Origin of the sequence: Corynebacterium maris DSM 45190, assembly GCF_000442645.1 — a bacterium.
GTDB lineage: Bacteria > Actinomycetota > Actinomycetes > Mycobacteriales > Mycobacteriaceae > Corynebacterium > Corynebacterium maris.
The window spans coordinates 961,617-981,851 of the sequence record NC_021915.1 but is presented as its reverse complement, the minus strand read 5'-3'; the positions used below and the strand labels follow the sequence as shown (position 1 = coordinate 981,851).

The window sequence follows — 20,235 nt, the reverse complement described above, 5'->3', positions numbered from 1 at the left end:
GGTACTCCTTTGACGATCCCGTGGGTTAATCCTGCTGGGTGACGGCGTAGCGGCTGGCCGGGCGGGAAAGTCCGAGCAGGTCGCGGAAAGTGCCGTCGATGGGGTTGTCGGCCAGTGATATCCGGGCGCGCAGCGCCGGCAGCACCTCCGTGGCCAGGGCGGCGGCGTCCACGTCGAACACCGCGGGACGCAGCCGCACGCCGTCGGCGACCGCCAGGACGGCGGCGAGATCGTCGACGACCTCGGCGGCGGTCCCGGACGCCAGAGCGCCCGGCGCCCACTCCCGCCGCTCGTTGAGCTGCGCCAGCCGCACGTGCGCAGGCACACCGAGGTGGTCGACGGCGACGGCCACCTCCGCGAGCACGGCGCCGAAGCCTTCCGCCCGGGCACGTCGCACCGCTTCCACCAACTCCGGCACGGACTCCGCCCGCACCTGGACCACGTCGACGTCCGCCCCCGGCTCCACCAGCTCGCGCGGGGCGATGACCGGCACCTGCCCCTGCGGGGTACGCGGGGCGATCGCCGCGGACTTCACGGAGTAATGCTCCCCCACGAAATCAATGTGGTGGATCTTCTCCGCGTCAATGAACCGGCCGGTGGCCACGTCCCGGATCTCCGCGTCATCCTCCCAACTGTCCCACAGCCGGCGGTTGACCTCGACGGCGTCGGTGACCTCCTGCCGCACCCGCCGCTGATCCGGTACCTCCCGGCCGAACGCCGCGGCCTCAGTCAGCTCATCGGCGCCACGGACCAGCCACCCGGCGCGGCCGAGCGAATTCTGATCCAGGGTCATCAGCTGCATCGCCAGGTGAAAAGGTTCGGTGAGCACGGCGTCGGCTTCCGCGATGAGCACCGTGCGCCGGGTCACCGGGGCCAGGAAAGCGGCGGAGTGGGTGGCGGCCAGGTTGACCGGGTGCGCTTCCGTGCGGGCGTCCAGCGCCCGGTCGGCGAGGACTAAAGCGTGGAAGCCGGCGGTCTCCACGGCGCGGGCGCGCCGGGCCAGTCTGGCTCCCGAGTGTGTGTCCTGGGAAGTGGCGTTCGTCCAGGAGGCGGCGGCCGGGTGCGCGCCCTCGCCGTCGAGGTCCAGGGCGATGAACGGGTGGTGGGTCGTCATGGGAAACTGTTCCTTTGCTGTTGCGGGTTGACGGGGGCGGCCTGTGGCGCGGGGGGAGGTCAGTTCTCGCCGTAGCTCTCCAGGCTCTCGGTGTGGGTCTGGTCCAGGGCCTCGTCGCCCAGGTCCCAGCGTTCGAGCACTTCCTGGTAGGTGCCTTCGTCGATGAGCTCGTTCAGCGCCGCGGTGACGGCCGGCGCCAGGCCGGAACCGCGGCCCATGGCGGTGCCCACGAGGGTTTCCTGCGGCCAGCCCGCCGAGACCCGGCCGGCGACCTCGACGTCGTCGCGGGTGTTCGCCAGGTAGGACGCGCCCGGCAGGTGGTTGAAGAACGCGTCCAGGCGGCCGGCGACCAGCGCCATCGTCATGTCGTTTTCGTTGACGTAGTGGTAAATTTCCGCCGGCTCCTTGCCCTCGGCGATGAGCTGGTCGTTCCATTCCCCCAGCACGCGGTCCTGGTTGGTGCCGGCGGCCGCGGCGATGCGCAGCCCCGAGATGTCTTCTGCCTGCTCGATGTGCAGGTCGCTGCCGGCCTGGGCAATGAAGCCCAGGTAGGCGGCGCGGTAGGGGGTGAAGTCGAATTTTTCCAGGCGGGCGTCGGTGACGGCGATGTTGCCGTGCATGGCCTCAAACTCGCCGGCCTCCACCTTCAACGCCCAGTTGTCCCAGCTGGTCAGCTCCAGCGAGAGTTCCAAACCGAGCTTGTCGGCCAGCAGCTGGGCGAGGTCGACTTCCGAGCCGATCTGGGTGGTGTTGTCCGTGGCGGTCATCACCAATGGCGGGGCGCCGTGGACGAGTGTGCCTACGGTCAGCAACCCGTCCTCGCTGATCGACTCCGGGACGAGTTCGGCGATCTCCGGGTTGACCTCCGAACGCACGCGGTCCTGATCCGGGGTGAGGTTCAGGCCGGTCTCGGAAACAGCGGTGAGATTGACGGGATCTGCGCAGGCGCCCAGGCCCAGCGCCGCCGCCAGGACGACGGCGACGGTCGCGCGGCGCGTGCCGGTGCGGGTGGTGCGGGAGAACAATCTTATGCCTCCTCCGTGGCGCCGACGTCGCGGATCTTGGACAAAAAGTCCTGCGTGCGGGGGTGTTGCGGGTCTGTGAACAGTTGCTCGGGCGGGCCCTGTTCGACGATGACGCCGTCGTCCATGAACACCACGGTGTCGGCGACGGTGCGGGCGAAACCCATCTCGTGGGTGACCACGACCAGGGTCGTGCCGGATTCGGCGAGATCGCGGATCACGGCGAGCACTTCGTCGACCAGCTCCGGGTCCAGCGCCGAAGTCGGCTCGTCGAAGAGCACCACCTTCGGGTTCAGCGCGAGCGCCCGGGCGATCGCCACGCGCTGCTGCTGGCCGCCGGAGAGCTGGCGCGGGTAGGCGCCTTCCTTGCCGGACAGCCCCACCCGGGACAGCAGGGCGCGGGCCCGTTCCCGGGCCTCGGGCAGCGGCATGCCTAGCGCCCGGACCGGGGCTTCGGTGATGTTGCGCAACGCGGTCATGTGCCCGAAAAGGTTGAAGTTCTGAAAGACCATGCCCACCCCGGTGCGTTGGCGCAGAATCTCGGATTCACGCAGCTCCTGCAGCACGTCCGGGTTGTTCGGATCCTGTCGGAAGCCCATGATCTCGTCGTCGACGCGCACCATGCCGGCGTCGATGTCCTCCAGGTTGTTGATGGTGCGCAGCAGCGTGGATTTGCCGGAGCCGGAAGGGCCGATGATAACGGTCACCTCCCCCGGCTCCACGGTCAGGGACACCCCGTGCAGCACTTCGGTCTCCCCGAAGGATTTACGGATATCGGTCAACTCCACCCGGCCTTGGGCGGTGGTGGCGGCAGTGTCAGTCACAGCGATCCCTCCTGCGGACGGGTGGTGGCGTTGTCTGCGCCGGCGGGACCGGAGATCGGCCCACCGGCGGAAGCCGGACGGCGGCGGAATTTCGCGCGCAGGCGCTCCCACGGGGTCGGCGGGACCTCGCGCACCGCGCCCTTGGAAAAGTGGCGCTCCACGTAGTACTGGGCGATCGACAGCGCAGAGGTGATCACCACGTACCAGACCGTGGCCACCAGCAGCATCGGCAGCACTTCTTGGGTGCGGGCGTAGATGACCTGCACGGTCAGGAAGAGTTCCTGATAGGCCAGCACGTAGACGATGGCGGTGCCCTTGACCAGGGAGATGATTTCGTTGAACGACGCCGGCAGGGCCGCGCGCATGGCCTGCGGGAAGACGATGCGCAGGGTGCGGTCGCGCGCCGGGATGCCGAGCGCGGAGGCGGCTTCCAGCTGGCCCTGGTCCACCGACAGGATGCCGCCGCGGATGATCTCGGCGGCGTAGGCGGCCTGGTGCAGTCCGAGACCGAGGATGGCGGCCAGGAACGGGGTGACGACCTGGTTGGTCTCGACGCTGAAGAAGGTGACGTCGGTGAACGGGACGCCGATTTCGAGGCGTTCGTAGAGGTAGCCCACGTTGTACCAGAGCAGGAGCTGCACCAACAAGGGGGTGGAGCGGAAGATCCAGGAGAATGTCCAGGACACCCCCGAGATCAACGGGGAGCTGGACAGCCGCATGACGGCGAGCACTGCGCCCAGCCCGAAGCCGATGGCCCCGGCGATGACGGTGAGCTTCAGGGTCTCGAAGAGGCCGGCGAGGATGGATTCCGCGAAGACCCAGGAAGCCACGACGTCCCAGCCCCAGCGGGGGTTGGTCGCGAACGACCAGAACACTGCGGCGACGAGGGCGATGACAAGGCCGGCGCCGACCCAGCGACCGGGGCGGCGCACGGGCCTGATCTGGAAATCAGTGATGGAGCGGTGCGTGTGGGCCGCGGCGACGGTGCTGCCGGAGGCCGGACCGAGCGGTGCGGAACGGGGCGCTCCGGTGCGCGGGGCGGCGTCGCTGAGGCGGGAAACCATGGGTACCAGCTTTCTGCTTGACGGTGCGTATCTGTCGTCCGACAGAGCGGAACAACCTTTAGACAGACTAGTCTATGGTCTGTAGACGGACTTGTTTGAACGGTGCTAGCCTTGCTGCCAGCTCCCACCGCACAACCGTTGCCCTGCAGGAAGTCGCACGGAGGAAAGAGAGAATAAAAATGTCTGGAACATCCGCCCGCATCCTCATCGTCGGCGGCGGCCCCCGCGCCGCCGGGATCCTAGAACGGATCCAGGCCAACGTGGATCTTTTGGCCGGCTTCCGACTGGACATCGACGTCGCCGACCCCCACGTACCCGGCGCCGGCCGGATCTGGCGGCCCGATCAAAGCCCCATGCTGCTGATGAACTCGCACGCCGAAGACGTCAGTGTGTTCACCGACGACTCCGTCGAGTGCGCCGGACCCGCTCGTCCAGGCCCGAACCTGCACCAGTGGGCCCGGCTAGTCAGCGCCGGAGAGATCGCCCTGCCGGACGTCGACGTCGACCTGCGCAGCGAAATCGCCGGGCTCCAACCGAAGTCCTTCGCCTCCCGGCGCCTGCTCTCGCAGTATCTGAGCTGGTTTTACGCCACCACCGTCACCGAATTCCCGGACTCCGTCACCGTCACCCCACACACTCAGCTGGTCACGTCCGTCACCCCGGACGGACAGGGTTACCGCGCAGAGCTTGCCGACGGCACCGTGCTCGACGCCGACGCCGTCGTCCTCTCGCTCGGCCACACCGACGCCGCCGACAGCCCCCGGGCCAGCGCGTTGATCGACTTCGCCGAACGTCACCGGCTGTTCTACTCCCCGCCGGCCCAGTCGCACGAGCTGGACCTCTCCCCCGTCGGGGCCGACGAGGATGTGTTGGTCTCGGGCATGGGGCTGGCGTTCATCGACGTCATGGCCCAGCTCAGCGAAGGTCGCGGCGGCGTCTTTCACCCCGACCCGCGGCCGGGTGAGCCCGACCGGCTGCGCTATGAGCCTTCCGGGCAGGAACCGCGGATGTGGGTCGGCTCCCGCCGTGGGGTGCCCTACCACTCCAAGATCACCGCGGAGCTACGCGGGGAGTTTTCCCCCGCCATGACTTTCCTGACCCGCGACTACGTGGACGGCCTGCCCGGGGCCATCAACTTTCGCCGCGACCTGCTGCCGGTGATCACCGCCGAATGCGAGTACTTCGTCTACCGCGAAATCCTCACCGGCCACCCCGAATGGTCCGCGCTGGATTGGGCCGAGTTCGCGCCTCGTTTCCGCGCCGCCGTGGCCGCGGGCTCCGACCGTTCGGACCTGATCGCGGAGGCCGTGCCGGACGCCCGCCTCCACCTGGACCTGGCGTGGCTGGATCAGCCTTTCGCCGGCGAGCTCTTCGCCACCCTGGCTGACGTCGAGGCGGCGCTCGTCGACTACGTCTCCGAGGATCTGCGTCTGGCCACCTCTCCCGATCATTCCGAGAAGCAGGCGTTGTTCCTGGCGCTCCTGCACGTACACATGCAGCTGGCGCGCATCGTGCCCGTCGACAGGTTAGACGCCGACTCCCGGCAGGACTTCCCGGACCGGTGGCAATCCTTCTTCAGCCTGCTCGACTCCGGCCCGCCGCCACACCGGCTCCATCAGCTGCTCGCTCTGCACCGCGCCGGCCTGCTGCGGTTCTTGGGTCCCGGGGTCAGTGTCACCGCCGATTCCGCCACCGGGACGTTCACCGCCGTCAGCGCCCACTCACCGCTGCGGATCTCCGCGCGCAACTACATCGACGCCTTTCTGCCGCCCCAGGTCGTCGAGGGCACCGCCAATCCGCTGATCGCGCAGTTAATCGCCGACGGAATGGCGCGTGAAGAACGCGTGCTCTCCGCCGACGGAGACGCCGGCACCGGACGCCTGGGCATCGACGCCCGGTATCACCTACTGCGTCCGGACGGCGACGCGCACGAGCGAGTCTGGGCGACGGGGCCGACCAGCTCCGAAATCCCGCTGGGCGCGTTTTCCCGCCCGCACACCAACGCCGCGCCCTTCCAGCGCAACGACGCCATGGCCCGCGACATCCTGCGCTCTGTACGCCAAGGACCGGCCGGCGCCCGGCAGGACCGCGCGGAGCGGGTCACCGCCGGGGTCTGCCGCTGACGACGCGGCTACTCGACGACGATCTGGTCGGCGTCCAGGGCAGCGGCCATCAACGCGCGGAATTCTTCCTCGTCGGCCGCGCCGCTGACCAGCAGGCGTGATTCGCCGGCGTCGACGGCCCACAAGTCGCGCACGTCTCCCTCCTCGGAGGAGTAGACCTGCACCTCCTGGCCGTCGATGTTTTCCGTGCGGTCGAGCGCGCGCGGGTCCTGATCGACGCCGCGCACGGCGTCCTCGAGCTCCACGCCCGTCTGTGTCAGCTGGAGGTACCCTTCGTCATCCGTGACCCAACCGACCACGGTGGCGGGTTGGCCGTCGACCTGAGTGCGGCGGGCGGAGTTGGGGACCCAGCCGTCGGGATTCTCCGGCATGATCAGCGGGAAGTCCGCGGCCCGGGCCTCCAGGCCCAGGAACGCCTCCGCGTCTACTTCTTGCACGGGGCCGCCTTCTGGAGCGCCGGGACTATACGTGCACAAACCGGTGGGAAGGACGATGAGGACCATGAGCACCACGATGATGCCCATGGAAATGCTCATGTCCTTGCCACCCTGGAAGATCCGGGGTCTCTTCTCTTCAGCCACGGGCTAAGTATGGCATGCGCCCGATCAGGGGCGGGAATCGGCGAGCGGCCTGGGCACAGGTTCAGGCCGCCGCACCCCGCCACCCCTGCGTTCGGACACCCCGCCCGGCACGAAATCGTCATACCTGTGCACTTTTCCCCACCTTCGGGTGTCTTCGCGGTGCGGTTTCCCGAACAGAAGTGCCACAATAGGCAAAGGCTTGGTTGGAGGAAACCACCCTCGCCATCAATACACCGCAGCACGTGCCAGGAGGCCACACATGAGTGACAGAAATATTCAGGTTCCGGACAGAAACCTCGCGATGGAACTCGTCCGAGTCACTGAGGCCGCGGCGCTCGCCTCCGGTCGCTGGGTCGGCCGCGGCAAGAAGAACGAGGGTGACGGCGCCGCCGTCGACGCCATGCGTCAGATGATCAACTCCGTCAACATGAAGGGCGTCGTCGTCATCGGCGAGGGCGAAAAAGACGAGGCGCCGATGCTCTACAACGGCGAAGAGGTCGGCACCGGCGACGGCGCCGAGGTCGACATCGCCGTCGACCCGGTGGACGGCACCACCCTGATGGCAGAAGGGCGCCCGAACGCGATCTCGGTGATCGCCGCCGCCGAACGCGGCTCCATGTACGACCCCTCGGCCGTGTTCTACATGAACAAGCTCGCCGTCGGACCGGAGGCCGCCGGACTGGTCGACATCCAGGCTCCCGTGGCCCACAACATCCAGGTCGTGGCCAAGGCCAAGGGCATCGACGCCGACGAGGTCATCGTCGTGGTCCTCGACCGCCCCCGCCACACCGAACTGATCCGCGACATCCGCGAGGCCGGCGCCAAGGTCCGCCTCATCTCTGACGGCGACGTCGCCGGAGCCGTCGCCGCCGCCCAGTCCTCCTCCGCCAACTCCGTCGACCTCATGATGGGCATCGGCGGCACCCCGGAGGGCATCATCACCGCCTGTGCGCTGAAGGCCATGGGCGGCGAGATCCAGGGCGTTCTGGCCCCGGTCGACGACGCCGAGGCCGGCCGGGCCCGCGACGCCGGCCACGAGCTGGACCGCGTGCTGCTCACCAACGACCTCGTCAGCTCCGACAACACCTACTTCGCGGCGACCGGCGTGACCAACGGCGACATGCTGCGCGGCGTTTCCTACCGCGCCAGCGGCGCCACCACGCGTTCGCTGGTGATGCGCTCGAAGTCCGGCACCATCCGCCACATCGAGTCCCGCCACGAGCTGTCCAAGCTGCAGGAGTACTCGGCCATCGACTACTCCCCGCCGACCAACTAACACACCCACCCCTCTCCGGGTACCCCCGCTCCGGTTCGCCCGAACGGGGGTAGGCCATACTTGGAGGAGAGGATGTTTGGCCCTCACGGCCGGAGATTCACCGGCCGCTTATATCACGACAGTTCCCAACTGATGAAGGTGGTTTAACACATGACTGATCAGGAATTCCGCATCGAACATGACACTATGGGCGAGGTCAAGGTCCCGGCCGACGCTCTGTGGCGCGCCCAGACGCAGCGTGCTGTGGACAACTTCCCGATCTCCGGCCGCGGCCTCGAAGCCGCCCAGATCCGCGCCCTCGGCCTGCTGAAGGCCGCCTGCGCGCAGGTCAACAAGGATTCCGGTGCCCTGGACGCGAAGCAGGCGGACGCCATCGTGGCCGCCGGCAAGGAAATCGGCGAGGGCACCTACGACGCCGAATTCCCGATCGACGTGTTCCAGACCGGTTCCGGCACCTCGTCGAACATGAACACCAACGAGGTCATCGCCTCCCTGGCCAAGCAGAACGGCGTTGAGGTCCACCCCAACGACCACGTCAACATGGGCCAGTCCTCCAACGACACCTTCCCCACCGCAGTGCACGTCGCTGCGACAGAGGCCGCCGTCAACGACCTTATCCCGGGGCTGAAGGTGCTGCACGCGTCGCTGCAGAAGAAGTCCGAGGAGTTCGCGGACGTCGTCAAGGCCGGCCGCACCCACCTCATGGACGCCGTCCCGGTCACCCTGGGCCAGGAGTTCGGCGGCTACGCCCGCCAGATCGAGCTGGGCATCGAGCGCGTCGAGGCCACCCTCCCGCGTCTGGCGGAACTGGCGATCGGCGGCACCGCCGCCGGCACCGGTTTGAACACCTCCGCCGACTTCGGCGCGAAGGTCGTCGAGGAGCTCAAGAAGCTCACCGGCCTGGAGGTGCTCAAGGAGGCCGAGAACCACTTCGAGGCCCAGGCCAACCGTGACGCCCTCGTCGAGTTCTCCGGCGCCATGCGCGTCGTCGCCGGCTCCCTGTACAAGATCGCCAACGACATCCGCCTGATGGGCTCCGGCCCGCTGACCGGCCTGGCCGAGATCCACCTGCCGGACCTGCAGCCGGGTTCGTCGATCATGCCGGGCAAGGTCAACCCGGTCCTGTGCGAGACCGCCACCCAGGTCTCCGCCCAGGTCATCGGCAACGACGCCGCCGTCGCTTTCTCCGGCACCCAGGGTCAGTTCGAGCTCAACGTGTTCATCCCGGTGATGGCCCGCAACGTGCTCGAGTCCTCCCGCCTGCTGGCCAACACCTCCCGGGTGTTCGCCGAGCGCTGCGTCGACGGTATCGAGGCCAACGAGGAACAGATGAAGAAGTACGCCGAGTCGTCGACCTCCATCGTGACTCCGCTGAACTCCGCCATCGGCTACGAGAACGCCGCCAAGGCCGCCAAGCACGCGCTGAACGAGAACATCACCGTCCGCGAGGCCGTCATCGACTTGGGCTTCGTCGACGGCGAGAATCTCACCGAGGAAGAGCTGGACAAGCGCCTCGACGTGTTGGCCATGGCCAACACCGACCGCAACTAACGCGTCCGGTCTCTTCTGACTGAGCCCGAAGGCCGCTGCTCCCCGCCCAGGGGGTCAGCGGCCTTCGAGTCTTTTCATCAGATAAGAATTCGGCTGGATCAAGAATCCGTCCCCGTCTGTGACCTCGGAGATCGTCTCGACGTGGCCGTCGCGCCACAGGTGCACCCGCGGGGAGACGGCCGCCTCCGCGCCGGCCCCCGCCGCCAGGCTGACCGCCCCCGAGGCCATCATGTGCAGCCCATGGGCGAGATCCTCGCCTTCCGTGACTTCGCGCACGAGCAGAAAGTTCGGCAGCGGCACCGCGAACAGCAGCCCGGCCTCCGCGTCGACCTGCGGGACGTGCCTGTCGACGAAGTCCTCCAGCAGCAGCGGGGCGGCCGACAGGTAGAAACTGTTGCCCCGGATCACCCACACGCCCGCGCCCTCGACCTCGTCGTCGATGTTCTGGTAGCCGACCTCGACCTCGAGGCTGCGCAACTCATCACGCAGGTTGCGGCGGGCGGCGCGCACCAGCGTGTCCACGTCGTCGATCTCCGCCAGTTCCGCCGTCCGCGCGGGCGTGGCCGCCGCCCCCATGTCCAGCACCAGGCAGGTGAGCAGGTCAGCCGTGAAATGGCCGATCGAGGCGTCCTCGATCACCCGGACCTCCTCCTCTTGCTCCGGATAGGCGGCGCCTTCGTGATCACCGGGTCCGCCGGGCTGCGCCGGCATGAGCACGAGGCGCAGCGACCGGTACACGCCGGAGGTGTCCAGGTGTGCGGCGAGGTCGACCGCGAGGGCGGCCTTGATGAAGGAATCCGTCCACGCGGCCACGGCGTGCGGGGCGTCGTCGGCGGCGATGCCGTGCACTAGGTCCTCCAGGGGCAGCACAATCTTGTCTTCGGGAGTTTCCCGCGACAGGACCAGCGTCATCCCGGACAGTTGCACGTCGAAGCCGTGGCCGACGAAGCCCTCCTGCAGTTCACGGCGCAGTTCATCGGCGCGGCGTCGGTCCAATGCCGGGAATTGCTCGTCGGTTCGTTTGCCGCCGATTCCCGGACGACGAAACCGGCGTCGAGAGAATGGGAACTTCACGTCAGTGCCTCCTAATTTCTCCCCCACACTAGTACCCGGGGCGCTCGTGGACCGCGATAGCGTCAGGGGGTCTCCCGCATCAGCCAGATCAGGCGCTCGGTCGGGATGATCCGCAGGTGACGCTCCTGCTCTTCCCACGCGGAGATCGTCTCGATCTCGCCTTCGTGGAACACGTGCAGCAGCGGGGAGAGCGGGTGTCGGCTGTCGAGGGCCTTCTCCAACGCGGACGCGGCGATACTGGTCATCCCTTCGATGAGGTCTTCCCCGCTGGTGATGGGGCGAACCAGCAGGCTGTGACGGGTGGGCACGGCCACCAGCAGCCCCTCTGAGACGTCGAGCTTGGGCAGCCACCAGGCCAGGGCGTCCGACAAGAGCAACGCCGCCGAAGACACCGGGGCGTCGTCGGCCTCCACGGACCAGAAACGGGCGCCGGGGTGCTGCTCGGCCCCGGAGTGCAGCCGCACGTCCACCGGCGCCCGGGAGAGTTCGTCGCGGGTGTTGGCCGTGGCCGCGCGTTCCAGGGATTCGAGGTCGTCGAGTGCCCGGAGCCGCTCCAGCGGGACGGTCTGGACGGCGTGCGGGGCGTCGACGACCAGGGTGGCGACCGTGTCATGGGTGAACGGGCCCAGCGCGGCGGCGTCGGTGACCTGTTGCACGCCGCCGCCTGCGCCTTCCGCAGGGACGAGGCGCAGGCGTAGACCGGCGTAGAGTTCGGCGTCCGTCAGCTCGGCGACGTCCGGATCCGCGAACACGTCGTTGACGTACGCGCTGCTCAAATGCCGGGCGGCTTTGGGGTGCTGCGAGTACGCGACGTCGCGGGACAACCCCGCCAGGCTGACGGTCATCGTCCCCCGGCGCGGGTGCCGGATGACCGCCTGGTCGCCGTCGAAACGGACGGCGGCGCCGTGGTCTCGCAGCGCGTCGCGCACTTCTTGACGCAGTTGGTCGGCGTCGCGGCGGTTGAGGTGGGGAAAGCCCGGGTCGGGGTCGCTGCCGCGGGGCCCTCGTCGTCGCCGCCAGAATGTCATGACCCGTCACCCTCTTCGTCGAACCCGTATGGGCGCCACCTTAGTGGTCGAGCCTTGGGGTCCGACACCCTCCCCCGCCCCGGGGCGGTCTCCGGCGCAGTGACGGGGAGGTGATCAGTGTTCGTCTTCGAGCAGGGTGGTCACCAACTCAGCGATGGCGGAGCGTTCGGAGCGCTGCAGGGTGATGTGGGCGAAGAGTTCGTGGTCTTTGAGCTTTTCGATCACGGCCTGCACTCCGTCGTGTCGGCCCACGCGGAGGTTGTCGCGCTGGGCGACGTCGTGGGTGAGCACCACCCGGGAGCCGCGTCCCAGGCGGGAGAGCACGGTGAGCAGCACGTTGCGTTCGAGCGACTGGGCCTCGTCGACGATGACGAAGGCGTCGTGCAGGCTGCGGCCGCGGATGTGCGTCAGCGGCAGCACCTCGAGCAGGCCGCGGTCTTCGACTTCGGCCATGACGTTCTCGGAGACCAGCCCTTCGAGGGTGTCGTAGACGGCCTGGCTCCACGGGTTCATCTTTTCGGTTTCGGATCCGGGCAGGTAGCCGAGGTTTTGTCCGCCGACGGCGTAGAGGGGGCGAAAGACCACGATCCGGCGGTGGGCCTGGCGTTCGAGGACGGCTTCCAGCCCTGCGCAGAGGGCGAGGGCGGATTTTCCGGTGCCGGCGCGCCCGCCGATGGAGACGATGCCCACGTCCCGGTCCATGAGCAGGTCGAGGGCGATGCGTTGTTCGGCGGAGCGGCCGGAGAGCCCGAAGGCCTGCTGGTCGCCGCGGACGATGCGCACCGTGCCGTCGCGTTGGATGCGGCCCAGCGCGGACTGGCCGGCGGCGGTGAGGGTGACTCCGCAGTGCACGGGGAGCTCTTCCACGGACTCGCCGTCGACGGTGGCCGCGTCCCCGAGGTCGGCCCAGCCGTCGCGGTAGAGGGCGTCGATGACGTCGGGGCCGGTCTCGACGGTGGTCATGCCGGTGTAGCCGCTCGAGACGACGTCTTGGGCGTGGTATTCGTCGGCCGCCAATCCCACCGCGCCAGCTTTGACGCGCAGCGGGATGTCTTTGGTGACCAGGACGACGTCGCCTCCTTCCCGCTGGAGGTTCAGGGCGCAGGCGAGGATGCGGTGGTCGCCTTCGGTGCCGCGGAAGGCGACGGGCAACACGGACTGGTCCTGATGGTTGAGTTCCACCCGGAGGGAGCCGCCGTCGGTGTTCGCGGGCACTTTGCCGTCGAGCCGGTCATAGGTCTGACGCAGTTCCTCCAGCATCCGCAGTGCCTGGCGGGCGAACCAGCCGAGTTCCGGGTGGTGCCGCTTGCCTTCGAGTTCCGTGACGACGACCAGGGGAAGCACCACGTCGTGTTCGGCGAATTTCCGCAGTGCCCAGGGGTCAGACAGCAGGACGGAGGTGTCGAGGACGTAGGTGACGGTGTCGGTGGCCAGGGACTCGTGGGGCCAGGCGCCGATCGACGGGGTGGCGTCGGCGAGGTCGGTGGTGGGATCGAACATCTGCTGCTCCCTCGTGCACGGCGGGGCGGGTACCCGTCCTGCTGTGCGGACGTGTCGGGTCGTTGTCACGCCCGCCGGGCCGGTACCGGCCTATGCCGGGCGTGGAACCAGGAAGTGTGCCCGGGAGCCGGGGCGGCTCCCGGGCACTCGCCGACGGTAAGTGGGGCGGGTAACGCGAATGTCGCGCATAGGTGAACACGCAGTAGCCGATGCCTGTCCACCCAGCTCATCGCCCTGCCGCACCACCAGGGCAGGGGTAGCGGGAGGGGTTAGGAAACGGTGGCGGTGAACTCACCTGAATCGTCACGGGCCCAGGTGATCGTGCCGTTGGTGAACTCCTGGCCCCAGCCGGATCCGCCGTCGTTTTCCCGCTCGGGGGCGGTCGGCATGCCCACGGGGTTGGTCAGCGAACCGTCCTCGACCCAGGTCTGGGCGATCATGCCGACCATGGGCTGGACGCCGCCTTCTTCGGAGTGGGCCAGCAGGTTTCCGTCGGGGAAGGTGGCGACGGCCCCGACGTCACTTTCCTGCACCTGTTCCGGCGTGCCCCAGTCCTCGGCGTATTGGTTGATCTGCTCGCCGAATGCGGGGTTCACCAGGACGGTGTTGCCGTCCGCGGTCGGGATCTGAGAGCTCTGCGCTTCCCCGGGAACCGCGCTTTCTTCAGGCGCGTCTTCTTCGTCGGTGGTTTCTTCCTCGGTGGCCGACGCTTCTTCAGTGGCCGTCCCCGTGTCGGTGGCGCCGTCGCCGTCGGCGCAGGACGCCAAGGCAAAAGCGAGGGTGACGGCAGCCACACCTGCGGCGGCTCGGCGGGCGCTGGGGCGGCGGAAGAGGGAGCGAGTCATGTTGTCAGGTCCTTTCTGAGGCACTGCGCTGCTGCGCAATTGTGTCACCAGGGTACAAAAGTCCGTCGCTTCCTCAGCGCCGTTTCCGCCCCGGCCGGGAGGCGCCGCCGCCGGGGCGTTGGCCACGGCGGGCCTGCTTGGCCAGGGCCTTGTCGCGGGCGGTGCGTTTCGGGGCCGCCTGCCGAGAGGAGTTCGCGGTGCGGCCCTTCGCCACACCCACGAAGTCCTGGATCGCGTCGTTGTCTTTGTCTTTGAGCCACACCAGCGCAATCGACGTCTCCGGCACCGTGGGATCTGCGAGCTCCAGGGGGACGACCTGCTTGCGGGACATCACTTTGAGCACTGGACGGGGTGCGATCGCGACGCCCACGCCGGCGGCCACGACCTGGAGGGCGTCGGCCAGCGCCTCGTAATCGATGCCCGCGTCGTCGGTGATGCGGTAGTTCAGGTGCTCGTCGTCGATGTCAGCGGCGGCGACCTTCTCCCCGACCTCGGCGAAGATGGAGTCCTTCGGCACGGCGACGCCCCGGGCTTCGCCGTAGAGGGCGACCTGGTGGAAGCGGGAGTCGATGCGCCCATCGGGCAGACGCAGGAGCGCCAGGTCGGCGGAACCGTCTTCGAGCAGGGACAGCGGGTCGTGGCTGTCGATGGTCGTGAGCGTGCCGTGATCGGTGCGCCGCCGGAAGCGGGCGAACCACTTTCCGGGCTCGGTTCCCGTGACGAACGCAATGGTGAGCATGACCTCGATGATACCTTTAAGGTGTGACTGATCGAAGCGAATACCCTGACAACACCCCGAGCCCCCATACCCCGTCCGGCGTGGCCATGAAGCCGATGACCGCGGCCAAGAAGTTGGGCATTTACCTGCCCGCCACCCCGCAGGAATTCCAGGATGGCGCGGTCACCCACGCCGAGCTCCGGGAACTGCAGAACAACCCGCCCGAGTGGCTGGTGGAGCTGCGTCTCAGCGGCCCGCACCCGCGCCCCGTCGTCGCCCAGAAGCTCGGCATCACCATCGCCGCCCTCAAGCGCAACGACCTGGACAAGCCTCTGACCACGGCCGAGATCAAAGAACTGCTGGAGAATCAGCCGGAATGGCTGAGCGCGGCGCGCACCTCTCTGGCGGAAAACCGGGCGGCAGAAACGGACGCCGCCACTGAGACGGACGCCACCGAAAACGAATAACCACAACGCCGGTCACATTAACGAACCCTGACCCCTGGGTATAGTCCAGGGAATCCCCTAGTTACTGTGACGAAGAACACTCATATGCTGGTCACATCCTCCCCACACCGGCGGAGAAACCCCTGACAACCTAGGAGTAGACCAGTGAGCTCCACCACTTCTTCCTCGGCCGCCACCCGCGGAGCATCCGGTTCCGAGTGGGCGTCGCCCACCCACCGTCGCACCGTGTACCTCGTGCTCGCGGTCGTCGGCATTTCCATCCTTTTCGACGGCTACGACCTCGTCGTCTACGGCGCCGTGCTGTCCACCCTGCTGAATGACCCGAGCCAGATCGGCCAGCTGTCCCCCGCCATGGGCGGCACCCTGGGCTCCTACGCCATGATCGGCGTCATGATCGGCGCCCTGTCCGCCGGCGCCGTGGGCGATCGCCTCGGCCGCCGCAAGGTGATGCTCATCGCGATCGCCTGGTTCTCCATCGGCATGGCCCTGACCGCCATGTCCACTTCGATCTTCGCCTTCGGCCTGCTGCGCTTCCTCACCGGCCTGGGCGTGGGCATGATCGTCGCCACCGGCGGCGCCATCATCGCCGAATTCGCCCCGCCGAACCGCCGTAACTTCTTCAACGCCATCGTCTACTCCGGCGTCCCCGCGGGCGGCGTCATGGCCTCGCTGTTCGCCATCTGGTTCGAGGACCTCATCGGGTGGCGCGGACTGTTCCTCATCGGCGCTTCCCCGCTGATCTTCCTGCTGCCCCTGGCCTTCTTCGCCCTTCCGGAGTCGCCGCGCTGGCTGATGAGCCGCAGCCGCACCGCGGACGCCAAGGCCCTCGTCGCCAAGCACGGCCTGCCGGAAGAGCAGTTCCTCACCGAGCCGACCATCGCCGCCCCCACCGCCGACCGCACCCCGCTGCAGACCCCGGTGGTCAAGGAAAAGACCGGCTTCGCCGCCATCTTCTCCCTCAAGTACCTGCCGGGCACCGTCCTGATCGGCGCCATGAGCTTCATCGGCCTGCTGTCCACCTACGGCCTGAACACCTGGCTGCCGGAGATCATGCAGTCCGCTGGCGCCAGCGCCGACGACTCCCTGTACTCCCTGCTCGCCCTCAACGGCGGCGCCGTCATCGGCGGCCTGCTGGCCTCCCGCGTGGCCGACAAGATCGGCGCCAAGGTCGTCATCACCTCGACCTTCGCCCTGGCCGCCATCTGCCTGTTCGCCCTCCCGTTCATCGGCGCGATGACCCTGATGTACATCGCCATCGCCGGCGCCGGCATCGGCGTCCTGGGCACCCAGGTCCTGACCTACGGCCTGACCTCGAACTACTACGGCACCTCCTCCCGCGCCGCCGGCGTCGCCTGGTGCGCCGGTTTCGGTCGACTGGGCGGCATCTTCGGCCCGGCCATCGGCGGCCTGATCATCGCCGCCGGCTTCGGCCCGGCCAACGCGTTCTACCTCTTCGCCGGCGTCGCCGTCGTCGGCGCCATCTGCACCGCCCTGATCCCGCGCTCCCCGGCCGCCATCGACGCAGAAGCCGTCGAGGCCGCCCGCGCCGCCCAGGAGCAGGACGAGCCCGCCCTGTCCACGAGCGACCGCACCGCGAACACCGCCAGCTAAACTCTTCGCGGCGCAGACCACGTGCCCGCCTCCCCGATCGGGGAGGCGGGCACTCGGCTTTTCTGACCCGCGGGGTCCGCCGCCTCAGCCCCAGGCCTGCGCGAAGACGACCTCGCCGTCCACGGTGACGCGCACGGAGCACTCCTCGCCCAGCACCAAGGCGACCTCGGCGGCCCGGTCACCGGCGCGCAGGCGATAGACGAGCCTCTCGTTGGCCACGTCGACGACCTCCAGGTCCGCCGTGGCCCACCAGGGGTTGTTGCGCCGCAGCCACACGAACGCCGCGACAGTGTCGCGCAGGGCCATGCCCTCTTGGCCCGCGTCCAGCGGAGAGGCCGGCAGCGGCGGACGCAGCGCGTCGTCCGCGCCGAAACCCTCCCCCTTCGCGCCTTCGACGCCGCGTTCGTCGCCGGCGTAGATGCTCGGCAGCCCGGGCAGGGTCAGCACGACCGCGTGGGCGAGGGCTGACCCGGTCGCGCCGACGGCGGTGGCGATGCGGTCGACGTCGTGGTTTCCCACGAAGGTCTGCATGCGCGCCCGCGAAGAGAACTCCTGGTGCCGTCCCAGCGCGTGGGACAGCTCGAAGAAGTTCGCGTCTTTGATCGAGCTCCAGATTGCCTTCCACAGCTCGTATTGGGTCATCGTGTCCAGTTCGGAGCGCTGCGCGAAGTCGGCGTAGTCGCCGTGGATCATCTCTCCGAGGAAGACCGCGTCGGGGAAGCGCTCCCGGACGCGGGCGACGGCCGCCGCCCAGAATTCGGCGGGCACCGCGTACGCGACGTCGAGCCGCCAGCCGGCGGCCCCGCGCTCCAGCCAGTACTCCATGACGTCGACGACAAAGTCGAGCGTCGCGGGATCGTCGTGGTCCAGTTCGGCGAGGGTCATGTCGCCTTCCCAGCCGACGGCCCGGCCGTCGTCGTCGCGGGCGACGGGCCCGCCGTCGGCGACGAAGCGGTGCTCCCGGGCGACGTGATTGAATACGCCGTCGAGGATCACGTCGAGGTCGCGGGCGCGGCAGGCTTCGATGAGCTCGGCGAAGTCGTGGTCGTCGCCGAGGCGGGGGTCGATGCGGCAGTGATCGAGGGTGTCGTAGCCGTGGGCGACGGAGTCGAAGACGGGGCCGAGCAGCAAACCCGTGGCGCCGAGGTCGGCCGCGTAGTCGACCCAGGCGGTCAGGCGCCGCAGGCGATGTCCCTCGTCGCCGGGGTAGCGGTCGCGGATGGGCGCGTCACAGGCGCCGAGGGGGTAGACGTGCCACCAGACGGCGGCGTCGAGGGGGTGCGCCATGGCGATCCTCCTTGTTGAGTCGTGATCAATAAGATGTTGTTGACCCTAACTCAATAAGCGGTATCGTGTCCACCATGACCGCAGAGAAGCCCCGCCGACGACTCTCCCCCGCCCAACGACGCGCCGCACTTCTGGCCGCCGCCACCGAGGCCTTCTCCGCGGCCGGCTACGACGAAGTCCAGGTTACCGACGTCGCCGCCGCGGCCGACGCCTCCCCCGCCCTGGTCTTCCACTACTTCGGCTCCAAAGCCGGCCTACACGCCCACACCGTCGAAGCCGTGCTGGATGAGCTGACCGACCGCTGGTCCGCGGCCACCGCAGAACCCGCCCCCTCCGCCCGCGAACGCGTCCGCGTCTTGCTCGAGGAGTCCCTCGGCGTGGCCGCGCGCACCCGGTTGCTCATCGCCGCCGGCGACGAACCCGCGGCGACCACCGCCGTGCGCGCCGCGGCGCGGGAACGTCGGGTTCAGCTACTGCGAGACAACCTCGTCCTGACCTCCGGCTGGGACCGCCACACCGTGGCCGTGCCCGCCTGGCTGGGCTTCGTCGACGCGGCCGTGGGCGACTGGATCGCACACGGCCGCCCCGAGCAGCTGCGCGCACCGCTGCTGACGGCATGCCTCGGGGCACTCGAAGGCGCACTCGGCGACTGGGCGGGCTAAAAACAACGAAGGCGCGGCCCTCCCCTGAACGGGGAAGACCGCGCCTTCGCCGGCGTCGAAAAGCTTAGACCAGCTTCCAGTCCTCGAGGCCTTCGTACAGCGGGAACTGCTCGGCGAGCTTGTCCACGCGGGCACGCAGCGCCTGAACGTCGGCGTCCTTGCCGTCGGTCAGGGCGGTGCCGATGATGTCGGCGGTCTCGGTGAACGCAGCGGCGTCGAAACCGCGGGTGGCCAGCGCGGCGGTGCCGATGCGCACGCCGGAGGAGACTGCCGGCGGACGCGGGTCGAACGGCACGGAGTTGCGGTTGGCGGTGATGCCGACCTCGTGCAGCAGATCCTCGGCCTGCTGGCCGTCGAGCTCGGAGTTGCGCAGGTCGACCATGACCAGGTGGACGTCGGTGCCGCCGGTCAGGACGTCGACGCCGGCGGCCTTCGCGTCCGCGGAGACCAGCCGCTCCGCGACGATCTGCGCGCCTTCGATGGTGCGCTGCTGGCGCTCCTTGAACTCCTCGGTGGCGGCGACCTTGAGCGCGACGGCCTTGGCGGCGATGGCGTGCATCAACGGGCCGCCCTGCTGGCCCGGGAAGACGGCCGAGTTGAGCTTCTTGGCGTAGTCCTGCTTGGCCAGGATCATGCCCGAGCGCGGTCCGCCCAGGGTCTTGTGAATCGTGGTGGACACGACGTCGGAGTGCGGCACCGGCGACGGGTGCAGGCCGGCGGCGACCAGGCCGGCGAAGTGCGCCATGTCGGTCCACAGGTAGGCGCCGACCTCGTCGGCGATGGAGCGGAAGGCCTCGAAGTCCAGCTGACGCGGGTACGCGGACCAGCCGGCGATGAGCACGTTCGGGCGCTCCTTCAGAGCCTGCTCCCGCAGCTTGTCCATGTCGACGCGCATGGTGTCTTCCTCAACCTCGTAGGCGGCGACCTCGTAGAGGCGGCCGGAGAAGTTGATCTTCATGCCGTGGGTCAGGTGGCCGCCGTGCGGCAGAGCCAGGCCCATGATCTTGTCGCCCGGTTTGATCAGCGAGTGCAGCACCGCGGCGTTGGCCTGTGCGCCGGAGTGCGGCTGCACGTTGGCGAACTCCGCGCCGAAGAGGCTCTTGGCGCGGTCGCGGGCCAGATCCTCGATGACGTCGACGTGTTCACAACCGCCGTAGTAACGGCGGCCCGGGTATCCCTCGGCGTACTTGTTGGTCAGGACGGAGCCCTGCGCCTGCAGCACCGCACGCGGAACGAAGTTCTCGGAGGCGATCATTTCCAGGGTGCTGCGCTGACGGCCGAGCTCGGCGGTCATCGCGTCCGCAACCTGCGGGTCAAGGTCTGCGAGGGGTTGGAGGAAGAAAGAATTGTCGTTGGCTTCGGCCATGAAAACCGCGCACCTTTCAGGGAGACAAGTATCGATGTACGGCCGCCACCCTCGAGCGGGTCACCGGTGGCGGGTATCGGGGCAAAAGTCTACCTTGCCCAGTGGGATTTCCTATAGCCGTC

18 protein-coding genes are annotated in these 20,235 nt (G+C 68.5%); 6 read left to right on the top strand and 12 right to left on the bottom strand.

What is annotated here, in order from left to right; translation table 11 throughout:
• Nucleotides 1–25: 25 nt before the first annotated feature.
• The 4 genes from B841_RS04710 to B841_RS04695 are packed head-to-tail and all read right to left on the bottom strand — an operon-like array spanning nt 26 to nt 4,024.
• Nucleotides 26–1,114 carry an LLM class flavin-dependent oxidoreductase gene (locus tag B841_RS04710; protein WP_020934339.1) on the bottom strand — a complete coding sequence of 363 codons (1,089 nt, stop codon included), beginning with the start codon at nt 1,112–1,114 and terminating at the stop codon, nt 26–28.
• A gap of 59 nt (nt 1,115–1,173) precedes the next feature.
• Nucleotides 1,174–2,139, bottom strand: a complete 966-nt coding sequence (locus tag B841_RS04705) for a transporter substrate-binding domain-containing protein (protein WP_020934338.1) — start codon at nt 2,137–2,139, stop codon at nt 1,174–1,176.
• A 2-nt stretch (nt 2,140–2,141) separates the two neighbouring features.
• Entirely contained in the window at nt 2,142–2,960 is an 819-nt protein-coding gene (locus B841_RS04700; RefSeq protein ID WP_020934337.1) for an amino acid ABC transporter ATP-binding protein, read from the bottom strand.
• A complete protein-coding gene (locus B841_RS04695) occupies nt 2,957–4,024 on the bottom strand; it encodes an amino acid ABC transporter permease (RefSeq protein WP_020934336.1) in 1,068 nt (355 codons plus the stop codon). The genes B841_RS04700 and B841_RS04695 overlap by 4 nt, the downstream gene beginning before the upstream one ends.
• Before the next feature lie 179 nt (nt 4,025–4,203).
• Here B841_RS04695 and B841_RS04690 point away from each other — a divergent pair, with 179 nt between their 5' ends.
• On the top strand, nt 4,204–6,147 hold the full coding sequence (locus tag B841_RS04690; RefSeq protein WP_020934335.1) for an FAD/NAD(P)-binding protein: 1,944 nt from the start codon (nt 4,204–4,206) through the stop codon (nt 6,145–6,147).
• Between the two features lie 8 nt (nt 6,148–6,155).
• Here B841_RS04690 and B841_RS04685 read toward each other — a convergent pair whose 3' ends face one another.
• The gene (locus B841_RS04685; protein WP_084481973.1) at nt 6,156–6,728 is read right to left on the bottom strand and encodes a DUF4245 domain-containing protein; all 573 of its coding nucleotides are present in this window, start codon (nt 6,726–6,728) and stop codon (nt 6,156–6,158) included.
• Between the two features lie 259 nt (nt 6,729–6,987).
• On the opposite strand from B841_RS04685, the gene glpX reads away from it, so the two are divergent.
• Both glpX and B841_RS04675 read left to right on the top strand, forming a co-directional pair.
• Complete coding sequence (gene glpX, locus B841_RS04680; protein WP_020934333.1) at nt 6,988–8,004, top strand: class II fructose-bisphosphatase; 1,017 nt, start codon at nt 6,988–6,990, stop codon at nt 8,002–8,004.
• Nucleotides 8,005–8,154: 150 nt separating this feature from the next.
• On the top strand, nt 8,155–9,555 hold the full coding sequence (locus B841_RS04675; RefSeq protein ID WP_020934332.1) for a class II fumarate hydratase: 1,401 nt from the start codon (nt 8,155–8,157) through the stop codon (nt 9,553–9,555).
• A gap of 54 nt (nt 9,556–9,609) precedes the next feature.
• On the opposite strand, the gene B841_RS04670 is transcribed toward B841_RS04675, so the two are convergent.
• From B841_RS04670 to B841_RS04650, 5 genes are all read right to left on the bottom strand, one after another.
• The gene (locus tag B841_RS04670) at nt 9,610–10,629 is read right to left on the bottom strand and encodes a hypothetical protein (RefSeq protein WP_156844703.1); all 1,020 of its coding nucleotides are present in this window, start codon (nt 10,627–10,629) and stop codon (nt 9,610–9,612) included.
• Nucleotides 10,630–10,691: 62 nt separating this feature from the next.
• Nucleotides 10,692–11,657 carry a hypothetical protein gene (locus tag B841_RS04665; RefSeq protein ID WP_020934330.1) on the bottom strand — a complete coding sequence of 322 codons (966 nt, stop codon included), beginning with the start codon at nt 11,655–11,657 and terminating at the stop codon, nt 10,692–10,694.
• Between the two features lie 114 nt (nt 11,658–11,771).
• On the bottom strand, nt 11,772–13,157 hold the full coding sequence (locus B841_RS04660; RefSeq protein WP_020934329.1) for a PhoH family protein: 1,386 nt from the start codon (nt 13,155–13,157) through the stop codon (nt 11,772–11,774).
• 269 nt (nt 13,158–13,426) lie between these two features.
• Complete coding sequence (locus tag B841_RS04655; protein ID WP_020934328.1) at nt 13,427–14,002, bottom strand: LGFP repeat-containing protein; 576 nt, start codon at nt 14,000–14,002, stop codon at nt 13,427–13,429.
• Nucleotides 14,003–14,075: 73 nt separating this feature from the next.
• A complete protein-coding gene (locus B841_RS04650; protein ID WP_020934327.1) occupies nt 14,076–14,741 on the bottom strand; it encodes a LysR family transcriptional regulator substrate-binding protein in 666 nt (221 codons plus the stop codon).
• An 86-nt stretch (nt 14,742–14,827) separates the two neighbouring features.
• Here B841_RS04650 and B841_RS04645 point away from each other — a divergent pair, with 86 nt between their 5' ends.
• Nucleotides 14,828–15,187, top strand: a complete 360-nt coding sequence (locus B841_RS04645) for a DUF5997 family protein (RefSeq protein ID WP_041631751.1) — start codon at nt 14,828–14,830, stop codon at nt 15,185–15,187.
• A gap of 144 nt (nt 15,188–15,331) precedes the next feature.
• Nucleotides 15,332–16,798, top strand: a complete 1,467-nt coding sequence (locus B841_RS04640) for an MFS transporter (RefSeq protein WP_020934325.1) — start codon at nt 15,332–15,334, stop codon at nt 16,796–16,798.
• Nucleotides 16,799–16,882: 84 nt separating this feature from the next.
• On the opposite strand, the gene B841_RS04635 is transcribed toward B841_RS04640, so the two are convergent.
• A complete protein-coding gene (locus B841_RS04635; protein ID WP_020934324.1) occupies nt 16,883–18,085 on the bottom strand; it encodes an alpha-amylase family glycosyl hydrolase in 1,203 nt (400 codons plus the stop codon).
• A 74-nt stretch (nt 18,086–18,159) separates the two neighbouring features.
• On the opposite strand from B841_RS04635, the gene B841_RS04630 reads away from it, so the two are divergent.
• Entirely contained in the window at nt 18,160–18,747 is a 588-nt protein-coding gene (locus tag B841_RS04630; RefSeq protein ID WP_041632076.1) for a TetR family transcriptional regulator, read from the top strand.
• Nucleotides 18,748–18,811: 64 nt separating this feature from the next.
• Here the strand turns inward: B841_RS04630 and glyA are convergent, their stop codons facing one another.
• Entirely contained in the window at nt 18,812–20,113 is a 1,302-nt protein-coding gene (glyA, locus tag B841_RS04625; protein ID WP_020934322.1) for a serine hydroxymethyltransferase, read from the bottom strand.
• Nucleotides 20,114–20,235 lie beyond the last annotated feature (122 nt).